14 protein-coding genes are annotated in these 17,926 nt (G+C 47.2%); 1 reads left to right on the forward strand and 13 read right to left on the reverse strand.

What is annotated here, in order from left to right; translation table 11 throughout:
• Positions 1–2: 2 nt before the first annotated feature.
• From ccoN to FEM55_RS04400, 7 genes are all read right to left on the reverse strand, one after another.
• Entirely contained in the window at positions 3–2,153 is a 2,151-nt protein-coding gene (gene ccoN, locus FEM55_RS04370; protein ID WP_138280070.1) for a cytochrome-c oxidase, cbb3-type subunit I, read from the reverse strand.
• 26 nt (positions 2,154–2,179) lie between these two features.
• Positions 2,180–2,350, reverse strand: coding sequence for a cbb3-type cytochrome oxidase assembly protein CcoS (gene ccoS, locus FEM55_RS04375; protein WP_138280071.1), 171 nt, complete (start codon positions 2,348–2,350; stop codon positions 2,180–2,182).
• A gap of 93 nt (positions 2,351–2,443) precedes the next feature.
• Positions 2,444–4,894 (reverse strand): heavy metal translocating P-type ATPase, encoded by a 2,451-nt coding sequence (locus FEM55_RS04380; protein WP_138280072.1) that lies wholly within the window; start codon positions 4,892–4,894, stop codon positions 2,444–2,446.
• Positions 4,895–5,199: 305 nt separating this feature from the next.
• A complete protein-coding gene (locus tag FEM55_RS04385) occupies positions 5,200–6,267 on the reverse strand; it encodes an SDR family oxidoreductase (RefSeq protein WP_138280073.1) in 1,068 nt (355 codons plus the stop codon).
• A 152-nt stretch (positions 6,268–6,419) separates the two neighbouring features.
• Positions 6,420–6,929, reverse strand: a complete 510-nt coding sequence (locus FEM55_RS04390; protein ID WP_229219053.1) for a GNAT family N-acetyltransferase — start codon at positions 6,927–6,929, stop codon at positions 6,420–6,422.
• An 80-nt stretch (positions 6,930–7,009) separates the two neighbouring features.
• Positions 7,010–7,606 (reverse strand): YdeI/OmpD-associated family protein, encoded by a 597-nt coding sequence (locus tag FEM55_RS04395; RefSeq protein WP_138280075.1) that lies wholly within the window; start codon positions 7,604–7,606, stop codon positions 7,010–7,012.
• Positions 7,607–7,759: 153 nt separating this feature from the next.
• The gene (locus FEM55_RS04400; protein WP_138280076.1) at positions 7,760–8,374 is read right to left on the reverse strand and encodes a hypothetical protein; all 615 of its coding nucleotides are present in this window, start codon (positions 8,372–8,374) and stop codon (positions 7,760–7,762) included.
• Positions 8,375–8,528: 154 nt separating this feature from the next.
• Here FEM55_RS04400 and FEM55_RS04405 point away from each other — a divergent pair, with 154 nt between their 5' ends.
• On the forward strand, positions 8,529–8,987 hold the full coding sequence (locus FEM55_RS04405; RefSeq protein WP_229209086.1) for a ribosomal maturation YjgA family protein: 459 nt from the start codon (positions 8,529–8,531) through the stop codon (positions 8,985–8,987).
• Positions 8,988–9,149: 162 nt separating this feature from the next.
• On the opposite strand, the gene FEM55_RS04410 is transcribed toward FEM55_RS04405, so the two are convergent.
• The 6 genes from FEM55_RS04410 to FEM55_RS04435 all read right to left on the reverse strand — a co-directional run bounded on the left by FEM55_RS04410 (position 9,150) and on the right by FEM55_RS04435 (position 17,684).
• Entirely contained in the window at positions 9,150–9,827 is a 678-nt protein-coding gene (locus tag FEM55_RS04410) for a flavin reductase family protein (RefSeq protein WP_229209087.1), read from the reverse strand.
• A gap of 130 nt (positions 9,828–9,957) precedes the next feature.
• On the reverse strand, positions 9,958–11,445 hold the full coding sequence (locus FEM55_RS04415; protein ID WP_138280077.1) for a family 43 glycosylhydrolase: 1,488 nt from the start codon (positions 11,443–11,445) through the stop codon (positions 9,958–9,960).
• A gap of 51 nt (positions 11,446–11,496) precedes the next feature.
• Complete coding sequence (locus FEM55_RS04420) at positions 11,497–12,570, reverse strand: glycoside hydrolase family 43 protein (protein ID WP_138280078.1); 1,074 nt, start codon at positions 12,568–12,570, stop codon at positions 11,497–11,499.
• A 5-nt stretch (positions 12,571–12,575) separates the two neighbouring features.
• A complete protein-coding gene (locus FEM55_RS04425; protein WP_138280079.1) occupies positions 12,576–12,959 on the reverse strand; it encodes a hypothetical protein in 384 nt (127 codons plus the stop codon).
• A gap of 47 nt (positions 12,960–13,006) precedes the next feature.
• A complete protein-coding gene (locus tag FEM55_RS04430) occupies positions 13,007–14,551 on the reverse strand; it encodes a RagB/SusD family nutrient uptake outer membrane protein (RefSeq protein ID WP_138280080.1) in 1,545 nt (514 codons plus the stop codon).
• A gap of 31 nt (positions 14,552–14,582) precedes the next feature.
• Positions 14,583–17,684 (reverse strand): SusC/RagA family TonB-linked outer membrane protein, encoded by a 3,102-nt coding sequence (locus FEM55_RS04435; RefSeq protein WP_138280081.1) that lies wholly within the window; start codon positions 17,682–17,684, stop codon positions 14,583–14,585.
• Between the last annotated feature and the right edge of the window lie 242 nt (positions 17,685–17,926).

Genomic DNA, 17,926 nt, shown 5'->3' on the forward strand with positions numbered 1-17,926 from the left:
ATTTACTTTTCAGTTTTAATATCCGTTCCCAGTCTTTGCAGATAGGCAATCAGAGCAATGATTTCCTTGTTTTCGGCTGTTTTGATTCCGCTTTGTCTGAGCCGCGCCTGTATTTCTTTGGACTGTTTATGCAATTCGGCATTGGCAATCTTGTCATAATCTTTTTCGTATGGCACGCCCAGCGTCTGCATGGCGCGGATCTTCGCAGCAGTTGTGGTGGTATCGAGATTGTCTTCCAGCAGCCAGCCATAGCGGGGCATAATGGAGCCGGGCGACATGCTTGCGGGATCTTCCATGTGATTGTAATGCCAGGAGTCGGGGTATTTCCCTCCTACCCGGTGCAGATCCGGACCGGTCCTTTTGGAGCCCCACTGGTGCGGGTAATCGTATACAAATTCGCCGGATTTGGAATACTCTCCGTAACGTTCGATTTCGGAGCGGAACGGACGTATCATTTGCGTATGGCACACATAGCAGCCTTCCCGTACGTAAATATCGCGTCCTTGCAATTCCAGCGGCGTATAGGGTTTAACGGCCGTAATCGTCGGAACATTGGAGTCAATCATAAAAGTCGGGATCATTTCGACCATGCCGCCGATGGCTACTGCGACCAATGCAAATACGGTCAAAGTCAAAGGCTTGCGTTCAAACCATCTGCGGTGCCAGTGTTCGCTTTTTTCAGTGTGCCAGATGGCTTTCAACGGCAAGGCGCGTGCCGTTTCAGTGGCAATCAATGTACCTTTCAGGGCCGTCATCCAGAGGTTGTAGATCATGACCACAAAACCGATGATGTACAGCGTGCCGCCTACGCCGCGCAGAAAATACAAGGGTTTCAGTTGCGTCACGGTTTCCAGGAAGTTAGGGTATTTCAAAAGTCCTTCCTGCGTAAACTCCTTCCACATCGAGCTTTGTACCCAGCCCGCCCAGTACATGGGAACCGTATAGAATACAATGCCGAGCGTACCGATCCAGAAATGGAAATTGGCAGCCTTCTGCGAGTATAACGGACGTCCATATATGCGCGGGAAAAGCCAGTACAAAATCCCGAAAGTCAGAAAGCCGTTCCAGCCCAGCGCGCCCACATGCACGTGCGCCACGATCCAGTCGGTATAGTGTGCAATGGCGTTTACATTCTTGAAAGAAAGCATGGGTCCTTCAAACGTTGCCATTCCGTAAGCGGTAATTGCCACAACCATAAATTTCAGGACTACATCCTCACGCACGCGGTCCCACGCGCCGCGCAGCGTCATCAGCCCGTTGATCATTCCTCCCCACGAAGGCGCGATCAGCATGACGGAAAAGACGGTTCCCAAGGTTTGCGCCCATTCCGGAAGCGCCGTATAAAGCAAGTGGTGAGGTCCTGCCCAGATGTACAGAAAAATCAGCGCCCAGAAATGAACAATAGAAAGCCGGTAGGAATAAATAGGCCGGTTGGCTGCTTTGGGCAGAAAATAATACATCAGACCCAGATAAGGCGTAGTCAGGAAAAAGGCTACGGCATTGTGTCCGTACCACCATTGTACCAGTGCATCCTGCACGCCTGCATAAACGGAATAACTTTTGAAAAGGGAGATCGGTAACGCCATGCTGTTGACCACGTGCAGCATGGCAACGGTTACAAAAGAGGCAATGTAAAACCAAACTGCCGCATAAATGTGCTCGGTCCGGCGGTTGATCGTCGTCATGATGATGTTGATCAGCGCGGCAACCCATACTACGGCAATGGCCACATCAATAGGCCATTCCAGTTCGGCGTATTCCTTGGAAGTGGTCAGCCCCATTGGAAGTGTGATTGCTGCGGCAAGGATAATGAACTGCCATGCCCAGAAATGCAGCCTGGCAAGTACCGGACTCCATATCGGTGTCCGCAAAACCCTGGGAACCGAATAATATAATCCGGTGAAAAAGCCGTTTCCTACAAAGGCAAAAATCACCGCATTGGTATGCAGCGGCCGGATGCGGCTGAAAGTCAGAAAGGGAAGATCCATGTTCAGGCCGGGGAAAACCAGCTGAAAGGCAGCAAGCAACCCGACCAGCATGCCGATAAGACCAAACAAAATGGTGGCAATCGCAAAATCCCGTACAATGCGGTTATCATATTGAAAATCATCCAGTTCAACAGGAACGAGTTCAGGATGCGGAACGTTTGACATAACTCAGGTAAAATTTGGTGAATGGCTTACTTGTCTTTTCTGTTGGATTTTTCGCTGACCGGATCATCCAGTAAAATCCGTATCGAAGGTGTATAGTCGTCGTCATAATGTCCTTTTTTGACCGACCAGATGAAAGCACTTAAAAATGCGGCAGCAATAAAAAGGCTGGTGATGATCATGACATAAAATGCGCTCATAGGAAGGAGGGTTTAAGTGTCTTTTGTTATTCAAAACTACCCGATCGCGCCGGTCGGCGTGATGATGACGGATACTGCAGGCGATGATTTTGGTCAGTCCCTGAAAATTCGTCTGGCTGCCAGCTTGCTGGCCGCAGTGGTAAAGGCAACAATCGTGATCAGACTGACCGGCATCAGAATGGCCGCAAACACGGGAGACAATTTCCCGCCGATTGCAAAGAAAAGACCCAGAATATTGTAGATAAGCGAAATGGCAAAGCTGGCCTTGATGATTTTCTGCCCTGCCTTCGCCAGCTTTATAAATGCGGGTAAGCGCGAAAGCTGACGGCCTTCCATGATCATATCGCAGGAAGGCGAGAAATCAGCGGTATCATCAGAAACTGCCATGCCTACATTGCTCTGCCGCAAAGCACCGGCATCGTTCAGGCCGTCGCCGATCATCAGCACATTTCTGTGATGGCTATTTTGCAGATTTTTGATGAATTCCAGTTTTTCATCCGGTTTCCGGTTAAAAAGAAGGCTTGCTTCATGGCCGAAAACCTTGCTTAGGAAATGCGGGTCGGCAGGCTTGTCACCGGAGAGCAGAAAAGTTTGAAATCCGTATTTCCGAAGTGCTGAAATGGCTTCGGGCAAATTACTGCGGTATTGAATCCGGATTGCGAAAAACCCGAGCACCACTTGATCAATGGCGACATACACCTTTGAAGATGAATAGTCTGCATTATTTTCAGAAGATGCACCGACCCATTCCGCAGAGCCAAGCCGTATTTCCTGTTTTCCCCGAAGCACCTGAATGCCCGCTCCACGGACTTCTGAATAATTTTCCAGGCTTCGTCTGCTAATCTGGATATGTGCAAGATTTCCCACGATCATCCGGCTGAGCGGATGGGAGGATTGTGATGCAACCGTCTTGATGATAATCAGCTCGTCATCGGATAATTCCTTGCCGACAAACTGCACGTCGGCTTCTTCGGACCGGGTAATGGTGCCTGTCTTGTCAAAAACAACCGTATCAATGTGCGACAAGCGCTCAACGGCATCGGCGTTCTTCGGATAGCAGCGGTTTATTCCAAAAAGACTTAAAATATTTCCGTTCGTGAAAGTAGAGGAAAACAGCAGGCCGCACGGACAAGCCACCAGCAGACAGGTTGTAAATGCCCGGAAGGCCGTTTCAGGATCGTTTTTAACAAAATACCAGATGAGAAATGTAACCGTGGCAATGATCAGGACAATGACCGAAAAGGAGCGGTTGATCCGGGCAGAAAGAGTATTGTTCTGATTTTCTTTTTCCCTCGAGAAGGCGTCATTGTTCCAGAGCTGGGTCAGATAACTTTGAGAAACTTTCCTCAGCACTTCCAGTTGAATGGCCGTTCCGGTCTGTTTTCCGCCTGCATAAATCATTTCGCCTTTTTTCCGCGAAACAGGTTCCGCTTCGCCGGAAACAAAGCTGTAATCAATCCACGCCTCCGGACTGAGCAGCACGGCGTCCGCCGGGATCAGTTCTGCATTGCGGACCAGTACTGTATCGCCCGGAGCGAGTTCCGTTATGGGTGTGCGCACTTCCGTACCGCCTTTCAATACAGAGACACCAACCGGAAAGTAGGATTTGTAATCCCGGTCAAAAGAAATGCTGTCGTATGTTTTGTCCTGAAAAAAACGGCCGGTCAGCATAAAGAAAACAGCGCCGGTCAGTGAATCCAAATAGCCCGGGCCGGTTTCGGAAAGAATCTGATACAGGCTCAGACCGAAAATGCTCAGCAAGGCCAGCACAATCGGCGCGTCGATATTCAGGTATTTTCCTTTCAGTGCAGACCAGGCCGATCTGAAAAAGTCACCGGCACAATAAAGCAGCACCGGAAGGCTCAGGACCAGATTCAGGAAACCGAAAGTAACCCGCAGATTTTGGTCCGAACCCGAATTTCCCAGATGAAAATATTCCGGAAAGCTCAGCATCATGATATTACCGAAACAAAATCCCGCGATACCGATTTTATACAGCCGTGTACGGTTCCAATTTTTGATCTGCTGGCCTCCGAGGTCATTCAAACTGATATAGGGCTCGTAACCAATTTGCGAGATCAATGCTGCCAGCTCGCTGAGTCTGATCTTTTCCGTATCGAATGTGATTCTGACCTTTTTTTCAGGAAAGTTCACCACCGAACTTCTGACCGCCGGATTAAATTTATACAGCTGTTCCAGCAGCCAGATGCATGAGCTGCAATGCATTTTGGGAATATGCCAGTTGACCCGTGATAAAGGATGATTTGTAAATTCCAAGATCTTTTCGCTGACTTCCGGCAGATCCAGATAATCGTATTTGCCGTTGAAATAGGCTTTGTCAGGCGAGATGCCCGTTGCGCCTTCAACGGAATAGTAGGCGCATAAATCACTTTCTTTTAAAATGTCATAAACATTAAAACAGCCTTTACAGCAGAACGCATGCTCGTCTGCAAGGATAATTTCCTCCCGGCATTCTTCTCCGCAATGATAACAGATATGCTTGGCAGCAGTCTCCTGCTTTCTTTCTTCCTTTAAAAAATTCATGAGTACGCCCGCTTAACTTTGAACCCGCAGCTTAACTGCCCGGTAAAGGTGCTGATTAGCGGTTTTTGCGTAGATGACGGCCGTGGGCATGAAGGATGATTTTCATCAGTCGTGCAACAGAAGCCGGAATAATCCTGGGAAATTATGAATTGGATGTAAGATGGGCTGTTCAAGTTGCAGGCCGTTCTCAGGTCGATAGTATATGCATTATATACCAAAAAAACAGCCCTGTACAGCGACAGTGCATTATAAAATCGGAAGAAGTGTTCAAGTAAACTTCCAAAAATAATTGGATGCAGAAAAGGTCAAGGTATCAAACGATCTTTCCGCAATTTTTCAAACAGGTCATAAAACGAATCCTGGGTGGACTGGAAATTCGTAAATCCGAGCTTCCGGCTTTTGGACATATCTGTCATAACCTCGATTGGACGGCCCAGATCCAGATCGGTATGCCAGGCCGAAACCAGGCGGTTCAGGTTGTTTTCCTTCAAATTGTACTTGACTGCCATTTCATTCCAGACTTGCTGGTCTCCTGCGATTTCAGCTTCCATCGGGCGAATCTCACCGTCAAAGCCTTTTGGCTGAATGTCAAACCATTCGGCCAGTTTTCGCCACAGCCAGCTCCACCGGAACACGTCGCCGTTCGTAATGTTAAATGCTTCATTGTGTGCCTGCGGCGTTGTTGCCGCCCATATCAGATGCTCGGCAAGTATTCTGGCATCGGTAACATCCGAAAGTCCGTTCCACTGCGCACCGGACCCCGGCCACACAAACGGACGACCGGTTTCTTTACAAATCGTGGCATATACAGCCAGTGTTGTCCCCATATTCATCATATTGCCGACTGCTTTGCCGATTACGGTATGCGGCCGGTGAATGCTCCATGTAAAGCCGTCACGCGCTGCGGCAGCATATACTTCGTCTTCCTGTGCATAATAAAAGTTTTCAATATCCAGTCGGGGATGTTCTTCGCGTACAGGCGTTTCGGGTAACGTTCCGGCTTTGGCATACGCATCAAAAGGGCCAAGATAATGTTTCAGGCCGGTTACAAGCGCAACATGCTGCACCGATTTCTGGGGCGACAGCGCATTAAGCAAATTGCGCACCATCAGACTATTCACACGGATGTTTTCCGCTTCCGTTTCGTTGCGCATCCAGCTGGTCAGGAATACGTGTGTCGGCTGAACGTCTTTCAGCGCAGCTTCCAGGCTCCCTTCATCCAGCAGATCGGCAGCAACAGGAATCAATTCCGGAATATCCGTATTCGGTTTTCTGGCCAGTCCGTAAGTTACCCACCCTTTTTCAATGAGCTTTTCAGCAAGGTTACTTCCGGTAATCCCACTCGATCCAACAACAAGCGCACTATTTTTCATTTTAAGAATTGTTTTTGCCGTTGTTATTGAAAGAATTGTTCCAGGCGGAGTGAATTTTAGTCATGAGGTCAGTTCGGATGAATCCGTTTGGTCATTTGTTGTTGCTGTTTCTCTTATTGAATTATTTAAGTATAATTTTTTGAAACTGCTGTTTAAAGGTCTTTTTTCATCATCATATCGGTTTGCTCATCTTCACCGAACCGGAAAATATGCTTGTCAAACGCTGCAAAACCATTTTTTTCATAAAATCGGATGGCTTTCCGGTTCTTTTCCCAGACACCAAGCCAGATATAGGATTTATTCAGAGAGCGGGCAATTTCCAATGCTTTTTCATACAGCATCTGACCTACTTTTTCACCATGAAAAGCCTTTTTTACATAAATACGCTCTATTTCAAGTGCAGATCCATCCCGAAGTTCCGTTTGCGACGTTCCGGTATTTACCTTCAGATAGCCAACCGGTGTTTCATTATTCCAGGCAATACAAAATACCGATTCCGGATTGGTTAATTCGGATCTGATTTTTTCATCACTGAAATTTTCCACCAGATACTTATTCATATTTGCTTCTGTGTTATCGGCTGCAAACGTTTCAAAAAAAGTCTCTTTTGCAATAAGTTGTACTATTTTCAAATCTTCAGGACTGGCTATGCTTAATTCCACTGGTTGTTCATTTAGGATGATTAATGGTGCAAAGTTAATTCCGCGTCAGCAGGTTTAATCACATAAGTCTTTAATCGGATTCAGGATTTTCTGCCTGTCTGGATGATGGCAGGTTTTTGATTCCGGTCTGTAAGTTCCACAATCTCGCTGATTCGTTTCTGACGGGTTTCGGGCCTTTTGGCGAGTACAAGCCATTGCAGGAGGTTGCGTTGATCCGATTTGCACAACGTTTGGTAAAATTTTCCCGCATCGGGCCTGCGGTTGAACTCCGCCTGAAGATCAGCCGGAATGATCCGTTCTTCCACTTCGTCCAGAATGTTCCAGGAACCGTTCTGCTTGGCTATGTTTATGACTTCCAGGCCCGCCTGCGTCATCAAACCTGCTTCAATAAACCTGTTCACTTTTTCCTTATTGATCTTGGACCAGACGCTGTTGGGCTTTCTGCGGGTAAAAAATTGCATAAACCGGTTTTCATCCATCTGCCTCGATAAACTATCGATCCAGCCGAAACACAATGCTTCATCTACGGCTTCACTCCAGGTAATGGTCGGCACGCCTGACTTTTTCTTGTGGTAAATCAGCCAGACGGATTTTTCCCGGGCATGGTTTTCCATCAGCCATGCTCTCCATTGCTGCTTGCTTGCAGGACAATAAGTCTGAATTTCTTTCTCCGTCATAGGAATGTCATTTTCGATTTTACAACAGCAAATTAAAATTACAATACAAAGGAAAGTGGCCGTGTGACAACCCTATGTCACAAGATTTTATTAATTTAGGCAATGATATACAAATTTACACAAGATGAAGATTGGCTACGGCTACCTGAATTTTTATTGCGTTTGTGCAAGAATATCCTTAATTGCTGATAAGGTCCATTCGCCAATTTGAATTATTGCTAATCGTAAATGAAATGCATCTGTCTTTCCAAAACCTTCTGCAGTCCCAAAAACCGTTATTGCAGATTTTATACTTTCTAAGCTAGCCATTGGTTTAAGCTCTAAATGCGCTACTCCATCTTTATTACAAATCCATTTTATTAATTGTTTTGGAGTGTATCCGATTGTTCCTTTTGCTAAGTTTGTTTGCTTGTCAATTTTAGGAACTGCACCAATCTCTGTATCTAAATATTCTTCTATGTTCATTTCGTATGCATCTTCCTCTAAGGTATAGGAAGCAATTAGTGCGTCGATTGTATAAGCGGTTTTATTAGGATTGAAGGTATGTCTTGCAGGGTAAGAACCCCAAACTTTTAACTCAATATTATGCTCTTTTGCATAGTATAATAAAATGGGAACCTCGCCATCGCAAAGGAGAACCCTTAATAGACCAGCTATCGTATAGTGTAAATCATATTCGTCTCTTTCAGGATCAGAAAGAAACTTTCCCAACTGATTCTGATGTCTATAAAGTACTTCTCGTAGCCTTATCTTTTCTTGAATAATCATTTGGTGTAAATTTGTATATCATTGCCTTAATTTAAAAATTCCTTCAATACGCAAGCTGAAACTCAACACAACTTCTATTCACCTTAACATTCCTGTTTTGATAAGGCTATAACTTTGTAAAACGTTTAGCTGCTATTGAAATTAAAAAATAAATTTGAACCGAATTATCAAAGCCAATTCAACCGAAATGCCCGATTTGTTCCCTGCCAGAAACAGGATTCTTTACGGATTACTCACGATCATTACATTGATTACGGGCTATTTGTCCAGACGTTTATTCGGTGATTACGCATTCATCAAGCTTTATGTCGGCGATGCCTTGTGGGCTTTGATGGTGTTTTTCGGCTTTGCTTTCCTGTTCCGAAAGCGTTCAACTCTGGTCGTTGCTGCAATTGCACTCGGATTTGCAGTAAGTATTGAAATCAGCCAGCTGTATCATGCGCCATGGATTGACGATCTGAGAAAGATGCCTTTAATCGGGCTTGTTCTGGGCTTTCAGTTTGTATGGAGCGATCTGATTTGTTACAGCATGGGCGTTGCATTTGGCGCACTTGCTGAAATCTGTTTCATTCAACCTTTTAAGGAATCCAGAACGGCCGCAAAAAAGCAGTAATCCGTTGATAAAGTTTTAACGGTTTCACTGCTTGTCTCACTTTCAGGCTTTTGGTCTGTTAACAACAGCATAAAAAAATCATCAGCTTGCAACCGTAACAAGCTGATGATTTGCAAAACCCGTTTATTTCAATCTGTTGAATTTATATTTCTGTCATGCTGCCTATGCATTTTTCTTAGTAAAATCAGGCAATGCGTTCGGACGGGCATAAGGAAATTCCGCGATTTTTTCCAGCTTGTAATAAGAATTCAAACCCGAAATACCAACATCATCCAGCTGGCTTAAATCAATCTGTCCCTGCGCATTCACAGCTTCATCAGGAACAATCAGATGTTCTACTTCGCCGATGATCAGGACCGTTCCATTCAGTTCAATCGGGACAGTTTGTACGAGTTTCATTCCCATTTTCACAAGACTTTCTTTTACAAACGGCGCCTTGAAACCGGCCATGTATTCCGCTGTCAAAGCACATGTATCAAATTCCGATTCATCTTTTCCAAACTTCGCCGAAGTATAATGCGCCTGTTCCATAAAGGATTCATGAACGTGATTTATGGTGTAACAACCATTCTCCTTGATGTTGTCAAAAGTATGTTGTCCGGCCTCGCGGTCGGGTCTTATAATAAATCCGATCAATGCAGGGTTGCTGCCCAGATGTACAACTGAACTGAAAATGGCCAGGTTTGTTTTGCCGTCATCGGAAACGGTTCCAACCAGATTGGCCGGTTTAATGCCGGTGATGGAATTGATGATATTTAAACGTTTGATCCGTTCTGTATTTTGAATTTCTTCTTTGGTCAGATGCATAAATGAAGATGTAAAATGATTGGTATGCGGCATTGGGTATCCATTGCCAAACTGGCTTACGGTTCATTTACCTGTAAAAATGACATGCCAGATTATAAACCAGCCTGTGACTTTCCGGGATATGCACGTCCATGAATGTCTCCCGCCATTCAACATGCACCAGCTATTCACTTTTAAACACAAACCCTTCCACAACTGCCACATCGCCCTGAACACCTTTGGCTAAAATACCGGCCCGTACGGCACGGTCCCATGGCGGCAGGTACGAAATATCGGGCATGGTTATATCCAGTTTTGTAAAATCATCTCCGTTCAGACTGTACGAGAAACTGATTTCCTTATTGTTTTTTACATCCATTTTCAAAAACAGGTGCTTGTCTGCCGCAGCCACCGGAAACTTGCCCAGGCTGCTTCTCGCACCGTCCCTGGCAATGGTTACATGGATACTATCCTGTTTGGCAACCGCGTAAATCAGGTTCTTTTCATCCCCGATCAATGCGACACCGGCCAACGGGTTTTTTCCCGGAACGGTTTCCACAGTCGCCTGATAATTTGGACTGTCTATCCTGCGGGCAATGAAAATTTCCCTTTCATCTTTGATCTGCAGCGCCAGTCTTCCGTTTTTCAATTCATATTCAGGCTTGTTGAATACCGACCAGCTCCATTGCAGGTTCAGACTTTTCTTGTCAAAATTGTCAGTCGATGTATAAGCTAAATTCTTGTTGGAAGGTGACAGATATTCGTCTGTAAAGCGTAGCCAGTTGTCAGGCGTAAATTCAAAGCCCCGGATCAGCGCCTGACGGCCGGTATACTGGGTTGAAGTTTTGTCGTAGGCATGGTACATGAAATAGTTTTTCCCCTTGTGCATGATCGCCGTTCCGTGTCCGGGACAAATCCAGTCACCTTGTCCGGTGAGGATGGGGTTTGCTGCGTACTTTTCCCATGGCCCCATCAGGTTTTTGGCCCGTGCAATGCCCGTTGCATAGGTACAACCTGCGCCGCAGCAACCCGCAGCCGCATATATTGCATAAAAATAACCGTTATTCTTGATCACCGAAACACCTTCCACCAGATTTCCTTCCCATGGCTTATCGTTCCTGAACAATTCTTTTTTTTCACCGGTGAGCTGGGTTCTTTCCTCATTAAGCGCCTGAATCCAGATCGGTGTTGGCTGTCCGATGCTGTTGCCGTCCTCTTTCCAGATCAGATACAGCTTGTTGTTTTCATCCCGGATCGGAAATCCGTCGATTGATCCGGCTTCCTGGCACACAAGCGGGCCGTGATCCTTGAACGGGCCTTCGGGACTGTCAGCACTGGCCACGCCTATGCACAGGTTCCCGCCTTTTTTGTGAGCCGTATAATAGGCATACACTTTCCCGTTGTCATAGTTGAGCTCCGGTGCCCAGTAATAGTAATCTGCCCAGGAAGTCAGGTCCGGAAAAATGGAGCCAGTCTGTTTCCAGTTTTTAAGGTCTTTCGATTTCATTACCGGGTATGCAGGCGCCCAGTTGGAACTCGTGGCAGCAGCATAATAAGATTTACCAACTTTAATAACGGACGGGTCTGCAAAATCGCCCCGGATAACCGCCCTTTGTGCATTTGCAAATTGAACCAAAACCAACAGCAGCAAATGAATGCTCAGAATCTTCATAAACAAATTTTAAGGTGAATGTTTTTCAAACTTCCAAATATAATCAAATCACTATTCACCGGATGGGACGGTAATAGCCAGTCCCGTCGCAACCGGCTCTCCGAAAACCGGCAAACCATCCGCATTCCAGCTGAACTTTTGTATTCTTACGTTCCTTGCATTGCCGCAACCCTGTCCGGCCGCTGAATTGGCATGGTAAATAATCCAGTCTTCTTTCCCGTCCTTTGATTTGAAAAATCCGTTGTGCCCGACTCCGAAAGCATTCGCTGAAGCAAGCCCGGTAAAAACAGGAGTTGGCATTTTGGTCCAGCTTTTCACATCCATCGGGTCGCCTGCTTCTTTCAGACTGATTAATCCCAGTCCGTAACGGTCATCGCCGCAGTAACTGCCCGAATACACGACAAATGTTTTTCCGGAAGGACTTCTTAGAATTTCCGGACCTTCATTCACCGGAAATCCGCGTTTTTCCCATTCATTCTCGGGAGCAGCCATTTTTACCGTCGGACCGGTGAGCGTATAGGGATTGCTCATGCGTGAAATGTAAAGATTCTGTGTCAGATCATCGTTTCCACCCGCAAACGGTCTGCCCGACCAGATCATGTATAACGTGGTATCCTGCTGGAAAATCGTTGCATCAATGGACCATAAATCGGTGGGCTGCGTTACAAGTCTGCCCTTATCGATCCATGTACCCTGCGTCGGGTCCGGGCTTGCATTTTCAAGTACCCACATGCGGTGTTCACGATCATTTCCATCCGAGCCGGTATAATAGATATACCATTTTCCGTTCAGAAAAAACAGCTCGGGCGCCCATATATCCCGTGAATTGCCACCCGAAGCCGGCGCATTAAATACAGTAACCGGCACAGCATCCTTCAGTCGGCTCATCTTACCCGTTTTCCGAATTTCAATCCGGTTGCCTAGCGTATGCAGGTAATAATAAACGGAATCTTTCTGGAATACCCACGGATCAGGCGCGGATTCAAGCAGCGGATTGGTAAATCGGGCTGTCTGCTCCGTAACGCCGGGCAGTTGGTTTTTTGCTTCCTTTTTGCAGGATGCATTGATAAACAACAGTGGAATACACCAGACTAAAACAGCGCGACAAAGTGAGCGAATGATCATATGGTTTAACGGATTGCGCTATGATTTAATTGAACGGCCTGAAGCGTAGCGACGCCTCTACGCCATGAGAAAAAAGACAGATTTGTTCTTCCCGAACTGATTACCAGAACCGCATCTGCACCGCACCGACAGGCAGCAGGCATGGCCTTTTTGATAGCTGCTTCCGCAGTTCTTCTGACATACAAGGATGAGCCGGTAATGCTTTCCAGATCGCATAATACGTTGTAAGCACCACCGATCTCACTTGCATTCCTGAATACCGGAAGCTGGCAATCGCTTGTTTTTGCCTCATCATGTTTTATTTCCTTTACACGGACAGATGCACAGGAAGTAAGCAATGATAACAAAATCAAACTAAAAACACACACTTTGATCAGGTTGGCAAACATGTAAATGTAAGATAAATGTGTACACCACTATACAAAAACCCTGTTTCTTAATACCCGGGATTCTGCGTCAGGTTCGGATTCAGATCTATATCCGATTGCGGAATCGGATACCATTCATTTCTGCCTTTTACGAAATTGGTAAATTCAGGATCTCTTGCTGCCAGTTCCGGACCAAGATCACCCCAACGCTGCAGGTCGGCAAACCGCCAGCTCTCGCCTGTAAGTTCGGTAATGCGTTCATGCTTGATCTGTGCCAGAAACTGTGCCTGCGTCATAGCCGGTTTAGCCTGCGTCAACGGCCGCAATCCGGCGCGTGCGCGAACCATATCCACATACGGATAAGCCTGGGTCGTCTGTCCTGTTCCGTTCAGTGCCTCGGCGTACATCAGCAAAATATCGGCATACCGGATCAGCCGGAGATTGTTTGGCGACCTGAAACCTTCTTCAGTCCTGCCCGGCTCGTTATCATTCAGCTGCTTGCGGAACCATACTGCGCTGCTTTCGCCTCCGGTGGTACCGTAACGGCTTGCGAATGTCTGACCGTAAACCGTTGTAAATTGCGGACCGCGGACATCCGTAGAATCGAACAGCAAGGTGGCGGCAAGTCTCGGATCCCTTGTTCCGGCAGCTGTTTTTTCTTTTTCAAATTCCCCGATCAGCCAGCGGCGTGCTCCGCCATCGGAAAACCCGACGCCGCGCGGTGCATAAAACTGGGCAATGGACGTTCCCGTGTTATTGATCCGCGTTTCGTCCACATCGTCATCCGTACTTTCATTGGGATTGAAACGGAACTGTATTTCAAATACAGATTCGCTGTTGTTTTCTGTGGATGCTTTAAAATTGTCCTGATAATTGGGAACAAGACTGTACAGGCTTTTTCCTTCACCCGTAATAAACCAGGCCAGCGTATTGACTGCTTCCTGATATTTGTTTTGCTGCAGATGGGCTTTGCCGAGCAAGCCCAAGGCCGCGCCGCGTGTAGCCCGGCCCAGATCGTCGCCGGTATAGCTCAGCGGCAAAGCCGCCGCAGCTTCGGAAAGGTCTTTTTCAACCTGCGCCCACGCTTCCGCATTGGTTGCGTTGGATGGCCTGTCAGTCGGCTCGGAAGGTTCCAGGATCAGCGGCGGCCTGCCGTAGTACAGCGTCAGATTAAAATAAAATAATCCTCGGAGGAATTTAGCCTCGCCTATAATCCGGTTTTTCAATGCTTCATCCATAGCAATTTCCGGTACATAGGCCAAAACCTGATTTGCCCGGAATACGCCGATAAACAAATTCTGCCACGTTCCGGCAGTCAGACCTTCGTTATAATTGGTCTGGTTGAAACTCATGATATTGTTCAGCGTGATATCGCCGCCTGAGCCGTAACCTTCATCGGAACGGAGCATACCGTGATAAAACAGAAACCGGGAATAAAGCGTGGCAGTGCGGTGAAAGGTACTGTAAACCGCATTGATTCCCTTCACCGCATCGCTCTCGCTTTTCCAGAAAGATGCAATGGTCGGATTGTTCGGATTAGGCTCATCAAAATCGCGGTCACAAGCGGTGGTAACCAGCAGAATAAAGGAAGCAAGCAGAAATATCTTTTTCATGTTGATGTCTTTTGAAGTAAATGGCCGTTTGTCAGAAGCCCAGGTTCAGGCCGAAAGAAATTATGCGCGAAGAAGGATAACTTCCCAGATCCACACCGGGTTCCAGATTGAAGTTGGCACCCACCACATCCGGGTCCAATCCGGTATACTTGGTGAAAGTCAGCAGGTTCTGCGCACTTACATATACTCTCGCATTGCTCAGGTGCAGTTTTCCGGTGACAGATTCGGGAATGGAATAACCCAGCTCCACATTTCTCAGACGCAGATAGGAACCGTTTTCCAGCCAGCGGTCCGTATTGGCACGTACATTGGAAACAATTCCCCGGTCGGCCGAAGCAGGATCGCCGGCTGCACCGGTTGAATAGGAAACGCCCAGTCGCGGAAAATCGGTACCGGTATTTTCGGGTGTCCACGGGTTGATGCCGCGACGGTAATTGGAATAACCCATGCCGTCAATTTCCCTTCTTACATCATTGTATAGTTTCTGGCCGAATGCGCCGTAAAACTGGATGTTCAGCGACAAGCCCGACCAGGTTCCGTTCAGGATCAGGCCCGAAGTCAGTTTCGGCCACGGACTGCCTGCGAACGTCCGGTCGCGGTCATTGATATCATCATTGGTACCCTGATCAATCCGGTTTACATAACGGACATCGCCGGGTTTTGCGTAAGCGGCCTGCGCACGGTGCGACTGTATTTCTTCATTGTTCTGAAACAGCCCGTCTGTTTTTATCAGATAATACTCGCCAATGGAACGTCCGACCTGCGAGCGTGTATTGCCCGACTGAATGTAATTTCTCGGCTCACCCGTTTCTTCGTCTACACCCAGATTTCCGAGTTCAAGCACTTTATTCCGGATCACGCTGACATTGGGCGCAATGCTCCATGTGAACGGACCGGACGTCTGGCGGTAGGCAAGGTCGAGCTCAATACCTTTGTTTTCAATGGAACCAATATTAACAAGCGGGTCGCCCTGTAAATTTCCGATGTAAAGCGGCAGCGGAAGCGAGAGCAAAACGTCCTTGGCAACGGAACGGAATGCATCCACTGTAATGGCAAGCTTGTTATTAAAAAGCACAAGGTCAGCGCCCAGATTGGTTGTAGCTTTTTGTTCCCATTTGATATCCTCATACACGAGCCTGGCCTGCGTTGCGCCGGGAAACTCGGTTTGACCCGATCCGAACACGGCGCGTGGTGCCTGGTTCAGAAATCCTGTAAACTGATAATTGCTCAGGTTGGCAGAACCGAGAACGCCGTAAGAACCTCTCAGTTTCAGCTCGGTGATCAGGTCGGATTTGAAAAACTCTTCGTTGCTGATTTTCCAGGAAGCCGCCGCGGAAGGGAAATAACCCGTACGGTGTGCAGGTGAAAAGCGTGAATCCTTGTCGGCGCGGAATGTAAAGGTGAGGTAATATTTTTCAGCATAATTGTAGTTCAGCCGTCCCAATGCTGAATTGATCAGTGTTTGCGAGCGCGTTCCTGAAGCAGTCATGCCGCCGCTGGCCGAATTGATGGTTGTAAAATAATCCCCTCCGTAAATGCCAAGCTGCAGGCGTCGTCCGCCAACGGCATCGTTCCGGATGGTCTGCTGTGTATATCCGACGACACCATTGAGGTTATGTTTATTAAAAGTAAAATTAAAGTTCAGCGTATGTTCAAACAGATAGCTCAGAAACTGTGAACGCGACTGCCCTACGCTGCTGAATTCCGGCGACTGGTTCCAGTACCAGAAACCTTCTTTCCGGACATCGTTCGTCTTGTCAAAACTGGTTTCCAGCCCCGCATTAAAACGGTAACTCACGCCTTTGAAGATTTTGTAATCAACATAGGCGTTTCCCAGAACCTTGAAAAAATTACTCGTCGATTGCGTGATATTATTGATCGCAGCCTGATTTCTTGCAAAAGAACGCGCATTGAACGAACCGTAACCCCATCCGCCGGGATTGGAAGTACTCACCAGATCAGCACTTTGAACCGGGATGATCGGAAGACTAGTCCAGATATCATACCATGCATTCCCTTCGGCAAATCCGCCCTGAAACGGCGCATTGCGTTCGGTGCTGGAAATCATCATGTTTTCACCGAAAGTAAAATTGTTTCGCGTTGCTTCCGTATTGATCCGTACGGATGCACGCTGGAAATCGCGAGCTTTCAGGATGCCTTTGTCGGCAAAATAGGAGCCGGAAATCAGGAACCTGCTGTCTTTTCCGCCACCCGACAGGCTGACGTTATAGTCCTGAATACTTCCTGTCCGCAGCAGCTCGTCTGCCCAGTTGGTATTTACCGCTCCGTTATAGCCAGCAACAGCCGGTTGCAAGGCATAACTTGCCGCCTGATAAGCGCGTGTGTTTGTTTGCACATACTCCTGCGCGTTCATCATGTCCCACCGTTTGGGAAGTGACGAAATTCCTACTCGGGCAGTTGCATCCACTTTCAGTGCACCTTCTTTTCCTTTTTTGGTAGTAATGATTATGACGCCATTCGCTGCACGGGAGCCGTAAATAGCCGCTGCCGAAGCATCCTTCAGAACTTGTATGGTTTCCACATCGTTGGGATTCACCGTCGTATTGGCATCGGCCAGCATGCCGTCGATGACATAAAGCGGGCTGGCATTACCAAACAGGGTACTGAGCCCGCGGATATTTACAACTGCTTCCTGTCCCGGCGCACCGCCGTTCCTTACTGCTACGCCTGGCGTCATACCCTGCAAGGCTTCCGGCACCGAACGGGCAATGCGCTTGTTGGTATTCTGCGCATCAATAATACCGGTTGCGCCGGTGAGATCCGTCCGTCTTACGGACTGATAGCCGATTACGACAAACTCTTCCAGGTTCTGTGCATCCTCCGCAAGCTGGATCGTATAAGTAGTCTGATCCGTTACGGGAACTTCTGAGGGCAGAAAACCGATAAATGAAACCCGCAATGTTTGTCCGTTTGCAGCAGTCAGTGAAAATTTACCGTCTGCATCCGAAATGGTTGCGGTGTTGGTACCGGCAACGAGCACCGTAGCTCCGGGAAGCGGTTCGCCGGTAGATGTCTGCACGATGCCGCTTACTTCCCTGCCCTGAGCAAGGGAATTTTCAATACAAAAGAGAAAAAGAACGACGATCTGAATCAGAGTACAAGAATAACGCATAGCTGATTGGTTGATGATTTAACGAATAAGTAACCTTATCGAAGCAAAAATGAAGAAAGCAGTTTACAAGCATAAAAATTGTGCCATTATTCAGTTATAAAATTCTATTTGCATGTATTTGCAGCCATGGGCAACCAGCTTTTAGCTGTAAGCGGATACTGATCAAAAGGATAAACACTCAGGAGGTTTAATACGGAATGATTTACGATATGCAATTTCCAGTCGTACATGCATACCCGACT

The sequence above is a fragment of the Dyadobacter sediminis genome (genome assembly GCF_005860765.1).
GTDB classification, from domain to species: domain Bacteria; phylum Bacteroidota; class Bacteroidia; order Cytophagales; family Spirosomataceae; genus Dyadobacter; species Dyadobacter sediminis.

Coding starts and splice junctions, on each gene's coding strand:
- ccoN (WP_138280070.1), bottom strand. CDS start 2,153: ATGTCAAACGTTCCGCATCCTGAACTCGTTCCTGTTGAACTGGATGAT.
- FEM55_RS04430 (WP_138280080.1), bottom strand. CDS start 14,551: ATGAAAAAGATATTTCTGCTTGCTTCCTTTATTCTGCTGGTTACCACC.
- FEM55_RS04425 (WP_138280079.1), bottom strand. CDS start 12,959: ATGTTTGCCAACCTGATCAAAGTGTGTGTTTTTAGTTTGATTTTGTTA.
- FEM55_RS04420 (WP_138280078.1), bottom strand. CDS start 12,570: ATGATCATTCGCTCACTTTGTCGCGCTGTTTTAGTCTGGTGTATTCCA.
- FEM55_RS04400 (WP_138280076.1), bottom strand. CDS start 8,374: ATGATTATTCAAGAAAAGATAAGGCTACGAGAAGTACTTTATAGACAT.
- FEM55_RS04435 (WP_138280081.1), bottom strand. CDS start 17,684: ATGCGTTATTCTTGTACTCTGATTCAGATCGTCGTTCTTTTTCTCTTT.
- ccoS (WP_138280071.1), bottom strand. CDS start 2,350: ATGAGCGCATTTTATGTCATGATCATCACCAGCCTTTTTATTGCTGCC.
- FEM55_RS04385 (WP_138280073.1), bottom strand. CDS start 6,267: ATGAAAAATAGTGCGCTTGTTGTTGGATCGAGTGGGATTACCGGAAGT.
- FEM55_RS04395 (WP_138280075.1), bottom strand. CDS start 7,606: ATGACGGAGAAAGAAATTCAGACTTATTGTCCTGCAAGCAAGCAGCAA.
- FEM55_RS04380 (WP_138280072.1), bottom strand. CDS start 4,894: ATGAATTTTTTAAAGGAAGAAAGAAAGCAGGAGACTGCTGCCAAGCAT.
- FEM55_RS04415 (WP_138280077.1), bottom strand. CDS start 11,445: ATGAAGATTCTGAGCATTCATTTGCTGCTGTTGGTTTTGGTTCAATTT.
- FEM55_RS04410 (WP_229209087.1), bottom strand. CDS start 9,827: ATGCCGCATACCAATCATTTTACATCTTCATTTATGCATCTGACCAAA.